The sequence below is a fragment of the Paenibacillus sp. P36 genome (assembly GCF_045866505.1).
Taxonomy (GTDB): domain Bacteria; phylum Bacillota; class Bacilli; order Paenibacillales; family NBRC-103111; genus Paenibacillus_E; species Paenibacillus_E chondroitinus.
The window spans coordinates 1,771,319-1,785,838 of record NZ_AP038372.1; the positions used below are offsets into that span (position 1 = coordinate 1,771,319).

Annotated in this window: 15 protein-coding genes and 2 pseudogenes; 6 read left to right on the forward strand and 11 right to left on the reverse strand. The window is 44.2% G+C overall.

Annotation, left to right across the window (positions count from 1 at the left end; translation table 11 throughout):
- Window positions 1-80 precede the first annotated feature (80 nt).
- The gene (locus tag ACKTT9_RS08135) at window positions 81-1,955 is read left to right on the forward strand and encodes an ABC transporter substrate-binding protein (RefSeq protein ID WP_407871151.1); all 1,875 of its coding nucleotides are present in this window, start codon (window positions 81-83) and stop codon (window positions 1,953-1,955) included.
- Window positions 1,956-2,300: 345 nt separating this feature from the next.
- On the opposite strand, the pseudogene ACKTT9_RS08140 reads toward ACKTT9_RS08135, so the two are convergent.
- The 6 genes and pseudogenes from ACKTT9_RS08140 to ACKTT9_RS08165 all read right to left on the reverse strand — a co-directional run bounded on the left by ACKTT9_RS08140 (window position 2,301) and on the right by ACKTT9_RS08165 (window position 5,984).
- A pseudogene (locus tag ACKTT9_RS08140) lies at window positions 2,301-2,656 on the reverse strand (Ohr subfamily peroxiredoxin).
- Window positions 2,657-2,777: 121 nt separating this feature from the next.
- A complete protein-coding gene (locus ACKTT9_RS08145) occupies window positions 2,778-2,978 on the reverse strand; it encodes an alpha/beta fold hydrolase (protein WP_407871152.1) in 201 nt (66 codons plus the stop codon).
- Window positions 2,979-3,123: 145 nt separating this feature from the next.
- Window positions 3,124-3,765, reverse strand: coding sequence for a peroxiredoxin-like family protein (locus tag ACKTT9_RS08150; RefSeq protein ID WP_407871153.1), 642 nt, complete (start codon window positions 3,763-3,765; stop codon window positions 3,124-3,126).
- 16 nt (window positions 3,766-3,781) lie between these two features.
- Complete coding sequence (locus ACKTT9_RS08155) at window positions 3,782-4,057, reverse strand: LysR family transcriptional regulator (RefSeq protein WP_407871154.1); 276 nt, start codon at window positions 4,055-4,057, stop codon at window positions 3,782-3,784.
- 60 nt (window positions 4,058-4,117) lie between these two features.
- Window positions 4,118-4,624 carry a hypothetical protein gene (locus ACKTT9_RS08160; protein ID WP_407871155.1) on the reverse strand — a complete coding sequence of 169 codons (507 nt, stop codon included), beginning with the start codon at window positions 4,622-4,624 and terminating at the stop codon, window positions 4,118-4,120.
- A gap of 520 nt (window positions 4,625-5,144) precedes the next feature.
- Window positions 5,145-5,984 carry an SDR family NAD(P)-dependent oxidoreductase gene (locus ACKTT9_RS08165; RefSeq protein WP_407871156.1) on the reverse strand — a complete coding sequence of 280 codons (840 nt, stop codon included), beginning with the start codon at window positions 5,982-5,984 and terminating at the stop codon, window positions 5,145-5,147.
- 168 nt (window positions 5,985-6,152) lie between these two features.
- On the opposite strand from ACKTT9_RS08165, the gene ACKTT9_RS08170 reads away from it, so the two are divergent.
- On the forward strand, window positions 6,153-7,064 hold the full coding sequence (locus ACKTT9_RS08170) for an AraC family transcriptional regulator N-terminal domain-containing protein (RefSeq protein ID WP_407871157.1): 912 nt from the start codon (window positions 6,153-6,155) through the stop codon (window positions 7,062-7,064).
- A 230-nt stretch (window positions 7,065-7,294) separates the two neighbouring features.
- Here the strand turns inward: ACKTT9_RS08170 and ACKTT9_RS08175 are convergent, their stop codons facing one another.
- From ACKTT9_RS08175 to ACKTT9_RS08185, 3 genes are all read right to left on the reverse strand, one after another.
- The gene (locus tag ACKTT9_RS08175; RefSeq protein ID WP_407871158.1) at window positions 7,295-7,939 is read right to left on the reverse strand and encodes a peroxiredoxin-like family protein; all 645 of its coding nucleotides are present in this window, start codon (window positions 7,937-7,939) and stop codon (window positions 7,295-7,297) included.
- 140 nt (window positions 7,940-8,079) lie between these two features.
- Window positions 8,080-8,781 carry a cytochrome c biogenesis CcdA family protein gene (locus ACKTT9_RS08180; RefSeq protein WP_407871159.1) on the reverse strand — a complete coding sequence of 234 codons (702 nt, stop codon included), beginning with the start codon at window positions 8,779-8,781 and terminating at the stop codon, window positions 8,080-8,082.
- A gap of 26 nt (window positions 8,782-8,807) precedes the next feature.
- Window positions 8,808-9,062 carry a thioredoxin family protein gene (locus ACKTT9_RS08185; protein WP_407871160.1) on the reverse strand — a complete coding sequence of 85 codons (255 nt, stop codon included), beginning with the start codon at window positions 9,060-9,062 and terminating at the stop codon, window positions 8,808-8,810.
- A gap of 191 nt (window positions 9,063-9,253) precedes the next feature.
- Here ACKTT9_RS08185 and ACKTT9_RS08190 point away from each other — a divergent pair, with 191 nt between their 5' ends.
- The 4 genes and pseudogenes from ACKTT9_RS08190 to ACKTT9_RS08205 all read left to right on the forward strand — a co-directional run bounded on the left by ACKTT9_RS08190 (window position 9,254) and on the right by ACKTT9_RS08205 (window position 12,317).
- The gene (locus tag ACKTT9_RS08190; RefSeq protein ID WP_407871161.1) at window positions 9,254-9,967 is read left to right on the forward strand and encodes a response regulator transcription factor; all 714 of its coding nucleotides are present in this window, start codon (window positions 9,254-9,256) and stop codon (window positions 9,965-9,967) included.
- A complete protein-coding gene (locus tag ACKTT9_RS08195) occupies window positions 9,964-10,998 on the forward strand; it encodes a sensor histidine kinase (protein ID WP_407871162.1) in 1,035 nt (344 codons plus the stop codon). The genes ACKTT9_RS08190 and ACKTT9_RS08195 overlap by 4 nt, the downstream gene beginning before the upstream one ends.
- 554 nt (window positions 10,999-11,552) lie before the next feature.
- A pseudogene (locus ACKTT9_RS08200) lies at window positions 11,553-11,660 on the forward strand (MBL fold metallo-hydrolase); the annotation flags it as partial.
- A gap of 531 nt (window positions 11,661-12,191) precedes the next feature.
- Complete coding sequence (locus ACKTT9_RS08205; protein WP_407871163.1) at window positions 12,192-12,317, forward strand: hypothetical protein; 126 nt, start codon at window positions 12,192-12,194, stop codon at window positions 12,315-12,317.
- A 25-nt stretch (window positions 12,318-12,342) separates the two neighbouring features.
- On the opposite strand, the gene ACKTT9_RS08210 is transcribed toward ACKTT9_RS08205, so the two are convergent.
- Both ACKTT9_RS08210 and ACKTT9_RS08215 read right to left on the reverse strand, forming a co-directional pair.
- Window positions 12,343-13,443 carry a GerAB/ArcD/ProY family transporter gene (locus tag ACKTT9_RS08210; RefSeq protein ID WP_407871164.1) on the reverse strand — a complete coding sequence of 367 codons (1,101 nt, stop codon included), beginning with the start codon at window positions 13,441-13,443 and terminating at the stop codon, window positions 12,343-12,345.
- Window positions 13,433-14,500 (reverse strand): Ger(x)C family spore germination protein, encoded by a 1,068-nt coding sequence (locus ACKTT9_RS08215; RefSeq protein WP_407871165.1) that lies wholly within the window; start codon window positions 14,498-14,500, stop codon window positions 13,433-13,435. Before ACKTT9_RS08215 ends, ACKTT9_RS08210 begins: the two co-directional genes overlap by 11 nt.
- Window positions 14,501-14,520 lie beyond the last annotated feature (20 nt).

The window sequence follows — 14,520 nt, forward strand, 5'->3', positions numbered from 1 at the left end:
AAAAAGGGGTTAAAAAGAGTAGTATTTTTAATAAATTATTTTCCCCTTTTTAAACCATCACCCTGTTTAAGGAGATTTGTATGCAAATTGCTTATCACTACTTGAAGCTAAGGGAGTTTTATGGTTATGCAGAAAAAGAGACTGTAGAGGTTTCACTGGAGCAGCTTGCAGAAGTGTTGTACTGTACACCACGTAACGTGAAGCTGATTGTGAAGCAATGCCAGGAGCTAGGGTGGATCGAGTGGCAGCCTGGGCGGGGGAGGGGGAATCGTTCGACCATAACATTTAACATGGAATCGAATAACGTAATAAGCTCATGGGCCCAGACCAAAATAGACAAAGGCCAGTATTCGCAAGCGATGGAGCTTATGCGTAGGTATGATCCGAACTCACCCCTTCAACAAGAAATAACAGAATCGATCTATAAGCAATTTGGCATCCAATCCACGCCGTATAAGAAGGGGCACATCGATTTGCTGCGGCTTCCTTTTTACCGGGAAATGCCTTTACTGGATCCGATCAACGCAACCCTCAGGACAGAGCTACATATGATCGGTCAGCTTTTTGACACACTTGTTGAATGGGATTGTTCACAGGCAGTTTTTGTACCCCGGCTTGCTGTGAACTGGGAGCAGAATAGGGATGGAACCGTATGGACGTTTTATTTGCGCAAAGGCGTCCTTTTTCATAATAAAAAAGAGCTGACCTCAGCAGATGTCCGTCATACGTTAATGCGCCTTAGCAAGTTGGATTCGGATTGTGCAAATCAGGAACGGAATAGTCTGTGCAGTGAATGGAAGCTACTTCATATTCGGAATATAGAAGCCACACATCGGTATGCACTGCGTATTCAACTGGATGCACCATGTTCTTTACTACTGCATTATCTAGCTGCACCCAAGGCATCTATTACTCCATGTCAGACTCACGAAAATAATGAGTGGTTACCGATTGGAACTGGACCGTTTAAGCTATTACGTAATGACGCGGAGATGGTAGTTCTGGAGGCATTCGAGGACTATTACCGGGAGAGGGCACAGCTGGATAAGGTTGAGATTTGGATATTGAAGGAGCTGCTCACACAAAAAATGCCTGATGGTGGTTTAGGTGGACAACCTATTCTCTACACACACCCATTTCAAATTCCTGCGCCTGCTCCTACGGGGACCACGATTATGGAGCAGACGGAGGGAGGCTGCGCGTTCATGATCATGAACGGCCGCAAGCAAGGACCATTACAGGATCCTGCTATGCGGCACAGGCTGCGCAAACTTTTGCAGCCCGAACAGTGCGTGGCAGAGCTTGGAGGTAATCGGATCGGAGCGGCTTACAGCTTTTTTCCGGATTGGAGTGCTGCTATAGCGGCTCATCTATCGGTAGAGCATGAAACCGAGAGCGAGGAGACAGAGCAGGAAGTGGCTACAGTCGACACGATGGTTTCTTTACAAACCGATGGTTATCAAAACTCGCTTCAGCTGTACACGCACTCCATCTTGAACAATTCGCTTGAGCAGACGGCTCAGTGGATTCAGGAACGGTGTGCCTCTGCAAGCATCACTGTACACATTCACGTTCTGCCTTATGAACATTTCAGTCGACCTGGAGTGATAGATGCTGCGGATATTGTGCTGCTTAACGCTATAACAACGAATAATCGGGAGTGGTCGCTGCTGCATGTACTGCTCCATGAAAACTATGGGGTTCATCGCTTCGTTGATCCAGTATTGTTAATCGAGCTTGATCAAAGATATGCTGCCATCGCCTATGAAATGGATTCTGCTGCCCGATCCGTACTTTTGCAGGAAGTGGAAACTTTGCTGCTACGTCATGATGCGCTGCATTTCCTTTACCATTTGCGGCATGCTGCCTTTTACCATCCGAACCTGCTCGGAACAGAAAAAATCAACCCCTATGGCTGGGTTAATTTTCGTGATCTGTCACTGCGTCCTGAATAGTTTTAACAGCGTAGATCAACTTATACTTCACCACTAATGGTAGTTGAGCGGCACCGTTTTATAAGCTTTGCGATGTGGGGCGGACAATCAACTCGTTAATCGTCACGTTAGTCGGTTGCTGGATTGCAAACATAATCGTTTTGGCAATGTCGTTATAGTGATATCCGTGGCTTCATTTTAAGGCAGCAAACCAACCAGCGAATTGATAAGTCGTGAAGATACGTGTAACTTGCTGAAAACCTGCTTCATTTAATAACTCTTTAATCCTCTGTGAGGATTGTCCGCCAAATACGCCCCTTGTCCGTATATCGACAAGGGGCGCCGCTCGGGTGCATGGATCACGGATTAACCAACAACGTTTGTAATGACTTCGATATTGCCGGCAGTTGCTTTGGCATATGGCCACGTGAGATGGGCTTCTGCTACTACAAATCCGTCGCTGGCATCTTTACCAATCGAAACATTGGAAACGATCGATATACCTTCCGGATACTCCTTTTTCTAAGAACAATACCCATAGCACCCTCAAAAAATGCCGCAAATCCTGCAGCGAACAATTGCTCCGAATTTGTTCCGCCTCCGTTACCACCCATTTCCTTAGGATATCTCAAGTCCAAGTTAAGATTGCCGTCGGTGGAAACTGCTTTTCCATCTCTTCCACTTTCAACGATTACAGTAGCCGTGTACAATGTCTTTTCCATTTCAATCATTCTCGTAACACTCCTATAAAGTTGGTTTTTTATATGGCCGCGCAAGAGTAGCATCTCTAGCGCAGCTGTATTTCACAAATGAGCTGTTCTCAAAGCGAGCTAGAACTTACTTTTAATTTAAATTAAGGATCTCTTGGTTGTACTTGTCTTTCTCATCATAGAAGACGCCGTGGCCGCTGTTTTCGAAAGTCAACAGCTTGGAGTTTTTGATTCCCTTTTGCAAGGCTTCCGCAACTGCAAATGGAACGGTTCGATCTTTAAGACCGTGCAAAATAAGAGTCGGCTGTTTGATTTGACTCAATTTACTGGTCAAATCCGATCATACTTACGACGGTAACATATTCAGACCTATGCAGATGATGTTCACGGCGTCGTCAAGAGACAAGAATTATTTGGCTTCTATGCTAACTGTTTCAAGGTTTTAGGCTATGTTTGAAGCTGCGAAAGTGAGTCATTAATTAAAGCTTTCTCAATTCACGCAGAATCTTCTCAGGTTCCACCCGCTGCATAAAGTCCGGATTCACGTAGGCGGAACGGATAATACCGGATTCATCGATCATAAAGGTGGAAGGAATCGGCAGGATCCAACGGTTCGTCGCGTTGTATTCCGCTAGGTCCATGCCTATTTGTTTCATAATGTCCTGGATGTAATCCGGAACGTCGTAAAGGATGTTATAGAAAGCGGCCACGAGACCGTTTGTGTCGCTAAGCACTTGGAAGGTCAGCTCTTCCTTCTCCTGCTGGGAAAGCGTGTTGTCCGGGCTTTGCGGGCTAACCGCAATCAACTGGCCTCCAAGGGCTTCGATGTCCGGCAGTAGCTTCTGATAGGACTTAAGCTGCCTGTTGCAGAAGGGGCACCATCCGCCACGGTAGAAAGTCAGGACAACTGGTCCTTTGGACAGTTCATCATAAAGGTTAATCGTTTCTCCCAAAGCATTCTTGAGTGTAAAATCCTTTGCCTTCTGCCCCTCCTGCAGGCCGTAAGCAATGCCGGATTCCTGCTGCTCCCGGATCTGACGGAACATCTCTGTTTGAATCTCCAAAGGAGTATGCACAATAAATTCCTGTTTGGCTTCCGCTAAAGCTTGAGTTAATGACATGTTTTGCAACTCCTTTTTAATTTAATATCCTCTCGGCATTCGCCGAGGCAGATGGTACAAAGATGCAAGCTCGACGAAATGCCTGCCGGCCTTTGTCAGCCGGACCGCGCATGGGCTCGAACAAGCGGATGCCAAGGTATTCCTCCAGCGTTTTCACGCGGGCGCTGATGCTCGACAGGCTGATTCCCGGCGCGTTGGCTGCATGGCAAAAGTTCAGGTATTCGGCGACGGCGAACGTCTGGATCAGCGACGCGAGGGGAATGCCTAACCTAGCGAGGACGGCACTCCCCATTGACGTTCGATCATCGGTGTTGAACGCTGTCGTATTATCTGCCCTTCAACATCATTCTGTTTACATCTTGGCAGTCGAGTCGTATTTCGCGAGCCTGCCCAGCCTGCGCAAATGGACGATTTGTGCTGTCAAGCCAACGATGAGAATGACGAGGAGAATAGCTTGACATCCGAGAAGAATTGGCGATCTCGTATCAGTGACTAAGGGGTGGCCGTTTGGAACACGGGTCAGGGTTTCGGTAACGGTCGGCAACATCAGTAGAAACGCCGTCAGGCTGAGGAAGATTGTTTCGAGGTACTTGCCCGCACGTTTAAAGCTCGAAATACGCCCGATGCCGTACCCGGCGAGCAGCAGCAGGGTCGTTACCGCGCCAATGCCATAGCTGGCCGACGATTTTGCGATGATGAATACTGTAATAGAGCCGATCAGCATCGAAATGAAGTAGACGATACCGGGCTTTGACCGCGGCACAATCCGTCCGTAGCGAGCAAACATATATATAGCCAGCGGAATGGCGGGCAAGCTGCCGAGCGTATGCACCCAACCGAGTGGTGAAATTCCAAACATAATTGTCTCCTTTTTGTCCTTAAGGACATGTGTAATTTGTTCTGTTCTGTCGATAGACTGGCGCGAGCCTATATTAGCGGCTGATAGCATCTCTGAACGGGTCGGTGATGGCTTAAGATGGCGGGCCTATGCAGCTTTCCTCCGCAATTGGCCCACGGTCAGCCACATGGATGAAACAAGAAAATAGAACGCACCTAATGCGGCATAGCAAGTCACGTTTGTGATGGATCGAGCCATCGGCATTCTCGCTGTACGATGAAGAAAGTGCCTGCCAGCGCGGATTGCCTCATCATACACCGGTCTCTGTTCGAACGTGGCAACTGCCTTTATGCAATCAAGCGAAGGATCGTGATTAAATTCGCTGTATTCACTGTAGACTGACAATGTGTGGTCAGCATGCATTATATCGGCACTTGGCGGATATCATGCGATTTGTTCGTAAGTTGAGCTTACCCTCAGTAATATGTAGCCTGCTCTCTCGAAGGGTTAAGCTAGCGTTTTCTATTAAAGATAAATAAAATTAGTTAATATCCGACTTAGCACTTATCTCTTTGTTGGCATATAATTCTTCAAGTAGTTTGTGCAATTTGTCGGTCGCCCTTTGGTACGCATCAGACCCTAAAAATAAATGGGTCGGCGGGTTGGGGGAATTAACTAATTCAATAAAAACCTCTGCAGCCTTTTCCGGATCACCTAGTTGATTGCCATCATTTCTTATAAACTCTTTAATACCTTCGTGAAGAGGCAGATAATCAGATATTCTATTATCTGCAACTACTAGAGAGCCCGCTTTGTTAAACTCAGTTCTAAAACCGCCAGGTGCAACAACCGTTACATTAATCCCAAATGATTTTACATCTTGGGCAATTACATCAGACATTCCGATAATAGCCGATTTGGTAGCGGCATAAACACTCCATCCCATGTGCGGGGCAAGCCCGGCGATGGACGAAACATTGATGATGTGACCGGAACGCTTCATTCTCATATAAGGCAGCACGCTTTGGATTACGAAGATGTTACCAAACACATTCACTTCAAAGCTCGCCATTATCTCTTTCTTGGATAGTTCTTCAATTGCACCTCCTATTCCATAACCGGCATTATTCACCGCTACGTCAATCTGTCCGAAATGTTCATATGCCATCTTCATGGATTCATTAATGGAATCGAAGTCGGTCAGATCCACCTGAAGCGGCAAAAACTGATGCTCTGAACACGAACCAACTGCTCGTTGTAGATCTTCGATATTCCTTGATGTTGCTACGACTCGATAATTGTTTTCGAGTAACTTTTTTACCAAAGAGAGGCCTAATCCTTTCGAAGCGCCTGTAACATACCATACTTTTTGCTCTTCCATTCCTATCTTCCTTTCATTTTGATATGTTTTCATTATGCGGTGATATCAACTCTCACAGGTATAAGATTACTTCCAACTTTATGCCTAATCTTGTCAAAGGCTTAACAAACTTTATGCTTTGTCTTATCATTGTGATATGAACAGTGCAATATAAGAGTAGGGGTGCGCATGACTGATATTACTCAGAAACAGAAAGAATTAGCCAGACTCATCAAAAAATTCACCGGTAAAGACGGAGACCACTCTACACTCATTCCTTCACTAAATCTAATTCATGACTCTAATGCCTTGGTCCCTATTTGTAGAATTCAGAAACCCTCATTATGCATCGTTGTCCAAGGACAAAAAGTGATTATGTTAGGCAATGAAACTTATAGGTATGGTGTTTGCGATTATTTGGCGGTGTCTTTGGATGTGCCGATATCCGGACAGGCGATCAAGCCCTCATCGGGGTCACCCTTTTTATCCATCCGACTTGATCTTGACGTTGGCGAGATCTTTAATGTGATGAAGGAGAACAATCTCTTTTCAAATAGTACAGAAAGGTACCCGAAAAGTTTATTCGTTGGGAAAATGAGTAGTTTTCTTTTGGATGCTATGTTAAGACTAATTAGTCTATTGGAAAGTCCAAAAGATATTCCGGCTTTGGCGCCATTGACCATTAAAGAAATCATATACAGACTTCTAAGCGAAAAAGAAGGGGAAGCATTTAGGCAAATTGCTACAGCGGGTAGCCATTTTGCAGCAATTGCCGATGTTGTGGAAAGGATCAAAATAAATTATAATGAACCGCTGCGCATAGATGATCTGGCCAAACTGGCCCAAATGAGTCCCTCATCGTTGTATCGGCATTTCAAACAAGTCACCGCAATGACCCCCGTTCAATATCAGAAACAACTACGCCTACAAGAAGGACGACGTCTTTTATTGACGGAATCGCACAGTGTTGCGGATATCGCATTTTGTGTTGGTTACGAAAGTCCGTCTCAATTTAGCAGGGAATATACCCGGTTATTTGGATACTCTCCGACTACCGATATATTACGGATTCAATCCACACCGAATATGCCCAAAAATTAAAAGGCTTATCTATATCACTGAATTTTTTTAAATCGGAACGCTAAACTAACGGGCACGTTAGTTCAATTGCGGACAACGGGGTCCTAATCACGCTGATTTTCTCCCTTTGGCTGCTTACTTGAAAACGAACAAAAAAGGTGAAGGCGCTTTTTACAGCGTCTTTTTTGTTCAATATTTCTGCTAGTAAGCAATCAATCTCTCTTTGATAAGTATCTCAGGCATGCTAGTGGTTACAACTTGCGCAATTCATATAATATATCTTCAGGCTCAAACCGTTTCATGAAGTCTGGATTAACGTATACCGAACGGACGAAGCCACTCTCGTCAATCAGGAATGTTGAGGGCACCGGCAGAATCCATCGGCTTGTGGCGTTGTATTCTGCTAGATTGAGACCTAAGCCTTGCTGAAATTCGTCCTGTATGTAGTCTGGAACGTCGTAAAGTATACGATACATCGCCGCAACCAAACCGTTCCGGTCGCTGAGCACATGGAAGCGCAGCTCATCCTTCTCCGTTTGGGAGAGTGTAGCATCTGGGCTTTGCGGACTGATCGCGATCAGTTGAGCACCTAGCTTTTCTATCTCAGGTAGTACTTGCTGATAGGACTTGAGCTGCCTGCTGCAGTAAGGGCACCAACCTCCACGGTAAAAGGTTAAAACGACCGGGCCTCTGGCTAACTCATCATATAAATTGACCGCCCGACCGAGTGCATCCTGCAGGGTGAAATCCTTGGCTTTCTGTCCAATCTGCAGACCAAATGGGTTAGCAGATTCCTGCTGCTCTCGGATTAGCCGAGACAGAGCGGCCTGCGCTTCCAACGGCGTATGAGGATCAAACATCTTCTTCATCTGCGCTAACTCCTGATTTAAGGTCATCGTCATTCTCCCTTTAAATTTTAGACTTTTTCGTCATCATGTGATTGAAGCGAGAATTGTGTAGGCTTCTCGTGAGCAAAGATTGGCCCTTCCATTCGCTCTGAGATTTCCTGCAAACTCGGATGCTGCCATCGTTTTAACTAATTATTCGTTTTCATAAACCCAATAACCAGAAAAATGATGCCAATCGCGATGGAGAGGTAGCCGGCAACTTTTTTAACAGGGCCACCCCATCTTGCTAATTTGCTTAGAATGGAAATGGAAAAGACTGCGACGGCCACGAGTATCACACCTTTCCCTAACGAATAGGTTGTCATGAGCAACGCTCCGTGCAGCGGGCTTCCCTGAAGTGCGATATAACTAATCAATGTAAAAAAGATAGGAATCGCGCAGGGCGAAATAACAAGTCCATAAGGAATCCCTAGCTTGAAAGCGGCATAGTTGCTTTGCGGGAGTCGTGGCCGGCTGAGCGACTTTTGGAAAGTAGGCATTGCGAATGAAATGACACCAAGCAACTGCAACCCGGCGAATATATCAAAGACGGGGGGAACCCAGGTTAGTAAATTGTATTTCTCAACAAAGGGCAGGAACTGTTGGCCGAGCAGCGCGATGATCAAACCAATCAACACCGAAGTGATAACCATACCCAAGATAAAGTTGATAGCGATCCGAATGGCTTTTCTTTTATCACCAGCAGCTCCTTTCTGTACATAATCCGCAAACATTGCAAGCACGGGCAAATAACATGCTAATACCGCGCTCACGATTCCGACGATGAACACAAGAATGTAGGTAGAGATGGAAATTCCGGCTGCAATCGTAAAATGATATAAATCTTCCATTTGTTTCTCCTTCTAATCTAGTGGATTTATGGATTAAACAATTCATACACACGTTCACGAAGCTTGGGTAGCGAGGGCAAAATGGCAAATTCCACTTTCCCATTGATGAGAATCGCTCCGGCGCTGAAAATGTTCAGTTCCTGAAGACGTTCAAACTGATCGACCACATGTAACTCCTGAAACTCGATTTGCGGAAATTCCGTCGATACTTGCTTCACTACCTTTATTGCTTTTTGACAGATGGAACAACCTGGTCCAGCAGATACAACCTCGATTAACAAAAGAACTCCTCCTTCTTGCCATTCTGATAAACATCCTCCATGCAAAAGGAAGATTTGCTTTTATTATAAAGGTCGAGCTGTTAAATCCTTGTTAAGTCAGTGAAGCTCCGAAAGTCTGAATGATTTTCCTCGTTTCATGAAAAAATGTGTGATATTCTAATGTCATTGTCATGGAAGGAAGGAGTGGTTATATGCGAATCCTCATTGTCGAAGATGAGGAAGACCTATCACGTGCATTAGCCAAGGGTTTAAGGAGAGAAGGGTATGCAGTGGACATCGCGGTTGACGGTGTAACAGGGTGGGAGCTAGCGGATACCAATGAGTATGATGTGATTCTCCTCGATATCAATCTTCCGGAGCTGGATGGCATTTCACTTTGTCAACGAATTCGCCAGTCCTCGCACCATAACGATGTTTTTATTCTCATGCTGACAGCGCGCAGCCATCCAGACGAAGTGGAAGAAGGGCTCGATTCGGGCGCGGATGACTACCTCCGCAAACCCTTTGTGTTTAATGAATTGCTTGCCCGCATCCGGGCGCTCCTTCGCCGGAGCTCGTCGGTGAAAAGCACCGTCCTGCAGTTCGATCAGCTCACCCTTGATTCGAAGACAAGGGAAGTCTGGTTCGAGAATGCTCTAATTTCATTGACGAAAAAAGAATTCGGATTGCTCGAATACCTGATGCTGCATCCCGGCGATGTCATTTCGTCAGAACGGCTTCTCGAACATGTTTGGGATATCCATGCGGATCCCCTTTCCTCAACAGTCCGGGTTCACATCAATTCTTTGCGCAGAAAGCTCTCGCATCATGAGCCAGAGGCAGGAGAACGTTATATTCAGACCGTTCAAGGTTATGGGTATAAATGGGCTCTAAGCACTGCTGCAAAGAAAGAGGACATGACATGAAACCATGGAACAGGCTTTCGCTGCGTGCAAGAGTGACGCTGTTTTCTATTCTTTTTTTGGCGATATTGATTACTTTATATGTGGCTATAGAGTCTTTTTTCTCTGTTTTCAGAATTGTATCCGAGTTGCAGGGGCGAATCATAAGCTTGGTTGTCGTTCTAACAGGCATGATTCTCAGTTCGCACTGGCTTGCCGTGATTATCCTGAAGCCTGTGAAACGGATGAGCGAAACAGCCGCTGGAATAACGGCAACAACCCTGCACAAACGTCTCGAAATTGATCAACTACATGACGAATTAAAGAAACTCGGGGTCGTATTTAATACGATGATGGATGGGCTGGAACACTCTTTTAAACAACAGGCCCGTTTCGTTTCCGCAGCCGCGCATGAATTAAGAACGCCGCTTTCCATCCTGCGCACGAATCTTGAAGTGGCCGGAGACGGCGATGGCATTGATCCAAGCGATTGGAGAGATTACAAGGCGATAACCGAGCGGACGCTTGCACGACTAGAGTCATTGACGGAGGATTTGTTGCTGCTGGCTGATGGCAAGTACGACCAGACGCATAGTGAGCACAAGATTGTAGAGCTGGCCAACATTCTCGCAGATGCAAAATCATTTATGGAACCGATGGCAGTCAAATACGGGGTAACACTTCATCTGATGGAGCCTTGCGATGCTCTGGTTAAGGGGGAAGAAAGCTTCTTATTCCTAGTCTTTCGAAATCTGTTGGACAACGCCATCCGGTATAATCGGCCAAACGGGGATGTTACTCTGGAAGTATCGCAGGAAGATGAACGGGTTGTGGTTCGGGTTTCGGACACAGGAAAAGGAATATCCCCTCCATCAAGGGAGCTGATTTTCGAACGGTTTTTCCGACTTGACTCGTCACGGGCACGTAGTCATGGCGGGGCTGGCCTAGGTCTGTCGATTGTTCGCCATTTGCTTGGAATCTTACAGGGAACCGTTGAACTGGAGTCGAGTTCCGAATTTGGAAGCGTGTTTAAGGTCACTTTGATCCGGGGTTAAGAAGCTGGGAGTGCTGATTGAAGTAACTTGTGACGTTAGTTCAACCATCCAGGAGCAGTTTGCCACAACGGCAGCTGCTCCTTTTGTTTAAGATAATGGGTACTTTAACGGAATTAGGCGGGTGAAGGAAGATGCTACAAGAAATCGATTTTTCTCCAGGTATTAGATTAACCTGAAAAATGAAACAACAGCAGCCATGGATAGAAAATAAAGTCCTAGACTGCTGCTGTTTAATTGATCTACGCCCCCAATAGTCCAATAACAAGACATTCTAATCTTAAATGTTGCTCTTGACTTGGAGTGTACTCCAAGATAGTTAGTCAATTAAATATCACTTTTGGGAGGCGTAATCATGATCACATCAAAAATAGTTTTGATCACGGTGCGAACAAAGGTATTAGTCTTGAAACTGCTAGGCAATTGGGCAAACTAGGATTCACAATATTGCTCGGTTCAAGAGATGAAGCAAGAGGACAGGAAGCGACCTGACGGCTGAGAACATAAATGCAAAGGCAATTAGCCTGGACTTAACACACTTGGATACAACACAAACCGCCATTATTGATGAAATCAAACCCACACTACTCAGCTCTTCACATGGATATGAATTTCTCTATAATGATGAATTGTATACAAATCATGTGATTCTGTATCGAGACTGACCTCCTTATTAGTACAACGACATAATAATCCCGATTTAGAACCTTGATAAATCAAGGTTCTTTTTCATTTGTCCGTATTTTCATGTCGTTTTGTTTTGAACGTGAAAATCCCTTTATACTGTGCTAGCGACAAGAAAACCACTTTATTGAGTATTGTATGAGCAATATTAGAGCGTGTTAGACTGAAAAAATGTAATGAAGACAGACAAGAGTTCATTAAGCTAACAGGCAGATTACTTTAACATTTTCCTATTTATGCAGTTGTGATTTTTTGATTTGCTATGATGACAATCGAAGTATAAAAATTAGGAATTGTAATCTTATGACGATGTATCATACTAGGGATTGATAACGATCTCAATAAAAATGTGAGAAGATGTTTACAAATGAAAATAGCTATCATTTGCTTTGATGATTTTACTCCTTGCTCAAGGACCCGGCTTATCTAAGTCGATTTCAACTTACACGGATCGGCAATTGATTGGATCCATGTGTTCGGGTGCTTTGCTCCTGGGAGCTTTGGGTTTCTAGATGACAGAGAAGCAGGGTACCACTTATCCGACCGCAGCTTCATTTGGCGTGGATGTCGTTAATGAGAGTTTTGTAAATATTTATGTAGGAGCTGATTTAATGCATTTGAGTGAAAATAATCCCTAAACAGGAGACATAAAGTGAAGCTGAATTAAGCCGCATTCAACTTCGCTTTTCTTTTGCCACGGATCAAGTAGAGTATAAACAGCAATGGGATGTAGGCGTATACAAAATAAAATCCCGCCTGTAAGGTAAGGTTCCCCAGCGCACCTACTTTATATTTTTCGTTGATTTGAACAACAACAAGGAAGAAGACCGCAAGTATGAAAACTAATGATGTTCGAGGTTTGATATGTGTGACTCTCTTCAATATTCTTGTACAGCACCAAATTGAAATGCAAAGGGACGGAATGAACATGATGAGCCAACAAAAGATAAAAATAAACTCAATCCTTTCTATGAAATCAAAATCAATAATTTTGGTGATGCCTAAGAGGGGATAGAGCGTTCTTTGCAATAGGCCTGGACTATAATACAGCAGGCTGGAAATGGTGATGGCCACAAATTGAACCGTATTCATCAACATGCCAAGATGGGCCCATTTCGTTTGTTTATCATTGAACCTTATAAAGGGGAAGTACACAAGCAAAGCTTCAAATCCGATAAAAATCCCGTAAGAAGCTTTGGAAGCTTGCAGAAGTTCCGGGATAGAATGGTTCCATACCGGCATTAAATGACTAAGATTTCCTAAATTTATCGGGAAATAGACGAGAAGAAACAATAGGAGGCCAGTGATCGTTGCGAACAAAGCTAGCCCGGTTAACACCCTGAATCCCCCGCAAACCAGATAAGAAATCAAACAAATGAATAACAGCGCCAATTCCCAAGTTCTAATATTCGGAAATACCCATTCCTGGACGATGTCAATGTAAGTTCGAAACACATATAAGGCGGACAGGAAGTAATAGCTGATCATAAGCAACGAAAGACAGCTCCCTAAAAAACGCCCGAAAATCATCTTGTGTAAGTCAATGACGTCTTTAACGGGATTCCCCAGCATCTTATAGATCATCCAGATTATGATGTGGAGGCTTAAACCCATGATGAGGACAGAAATCCAGGCGTCTTGACCTGAGTATGTAAATATGAAATTCGGAGAAGCCAAACCTCCAATTCCGGACTGTGTAGCAAAGATCAAGAAAAACACGAAAAACCCTGAAATGAGGTGGTTCTCTTTCACGTTATTGTGCACTAACGCCAACTCCTGAATATAAAATTACAATCTCTGGATTTACCTCAAAATAAAGCTTAGAATATGTATCCTTTTTAAATTCCTGTTCGTTCCAATCTCGATGATTGCTTCTGAAAATTTCGCCAAAACCAATCGGATCGACATCATTCATTTGGAATTTCTTTAGCATCACTTCAAATTCGTTTGTCAAATGTTGTTTAATGTCTTGTTCAAGTTCAAGTAAATTGCTTTTGTTTTCATAGTTTTTGTTTTTTGGGAGTCCTTTAATTTGTAAATAGAGCTTCAAAGAAATGGTAACTTGGTCATTCTGCTCAAATAATATTTTTCTTCTTCCATGTAAAACCCTGAAATATACAGCTTCATCATTTCTCCACTTAAATTCGTATGAACCGGACATAGACTTCGGTTTATCTTTGAGAAGTTTCAGCAGGAGGGATTCTTTTTGGGTTAGGAAAAGACGTAATTTGTCATCTTTAAATACACCAAGGCCATCCATGAAAATGAGACCATTCTCGTCTAGATTCAGCACGGGCACGTACACATCTTGACCTTCTCCATAAAATTGATCGAGAACATAATGTGCATTCGTCAAAGGTGTGTTCCCTTTTTCCATGTTCTGTTTGATTAAGCCCGCTAGATAGAATGGTGGATCTCTGAAAGTTTTGGATATCACTGTACTTATCTCTGGTTTGCTTATAACAATTGCAGCGTTATTACTGATGGTTGGGTCACGAAGAAGATTCACGGCCAGATCGCTAATGCTTTTTCTCGCTAGCTTTTCACTAATAACAATCGTCCGTACTTGACCGAGTACGACTTGGTCATCAGATTTCGTATTTTGCGGAAGCCAGACTCCGGGTAATGTTAATGCTTCTGCAGTAATGGGGTCCAGGCGTTTCTTTTTGTCATAGGAAGCGTAGGAGATACTTGACTTATAGGTATCTCCTTGGACGTCAAGACCGATGCTCTGGACAATTTTAATCCGATCTATGATTTCTTGTTTGGCGCATCCGGGTATGAGGAAGCAAACGAGAAGAAGGCTTACATACTTTTTCATTCATGCCAGTTCCTTTGCAG

Bases quoted from the DNA above. Each gene is read 5' to 3' on its own strand.
- ACKTT9_RS08135 (WP_407871151.1), top strand. From the start codon at position 81: ATGCAAATTGCTTATCACTACTTGAAGCTAAGGGAGTTTTATGGTTAT.
- ACKTT9_RS08150 (WP_407871153.1), bottom strand. From the start codon at position 3,765: ATGTCATTAACTCAAGCTTTAGCGGAAGCCAAACAGGAATTTATTGTG.
- ACKTT9_RS08155 (WP_407871154.1), bottom strand. From the start codon at position 4,057: ATGGGGAGTGCCGTCCTCGCTAGGTTAGGCATTCCCCTCGCGTCGCTG.
- ACKTT9_RS08160 (WP_407871155.1), bottom strand. From the start codon at position 4,624: ATGTTTGGAATTTCACCACTCGGTTGGGTGCATACGCTCGGCAGCTTG.
- ACKTT9_RS08165 (WP_407871156.1), bottom strand. From the start codon at position 5,984: ATGGAAGAGCAAAAAGTATGGTATGTTACAGGCGCTTCGAAAGGATTA.
- ACKTT9_RS08170 (WP_407871157.1), top strand. From the start codon at position 6,153: ATGACTGATATTACTCAGAAACAGAAAGAATTAGCCAGACTCATCAAA.
- ACKTT9_RS08175 (WP_407871158.1), bottom strand. From the start codon at position 7,939: ATGACCTTAAATCAGGAGTTAGCGCAGATGAAGAAGATGTTTGATCCT.
- ACKTT9_RS08180 (WP_407871159.1), bottom strand. From the start codon at position 8,781: ATGGAAGATTTATATCATTTTACGATTGCAGCCGGAATTTCCATCTCT.
- ACKTT9_RS08190 (WP_407871161.1), top strand. From the start codon at position 9,254: ATGCGAATCCTCATTGTCGAAGATGAGGAAGACCTATCACGTGCATTA.
- ACKTT9_RS08195 (WP_407871162.1), top strand. From the start codon at position 9,964: ATGAAACCATGGAACAGGCTTTCGCTGCGTGCAAGAGTGACGCTGTTT.
- ACKTT9_RS08205 (WP_407871163.1), top strand. From the start codon at position 12,192: ATGACAGAGAAGCAGGGTACCACTTATCCGACCGCAGCTTCATTTGGC.
- ACKTT9_RS08215 (WP_407871165.1), bottom strand. From the start codon at position 14,500: ATGAAAAAGTATGTAAGCCTTCTTCTCGTTTGCTTCCTCATACCCGGA.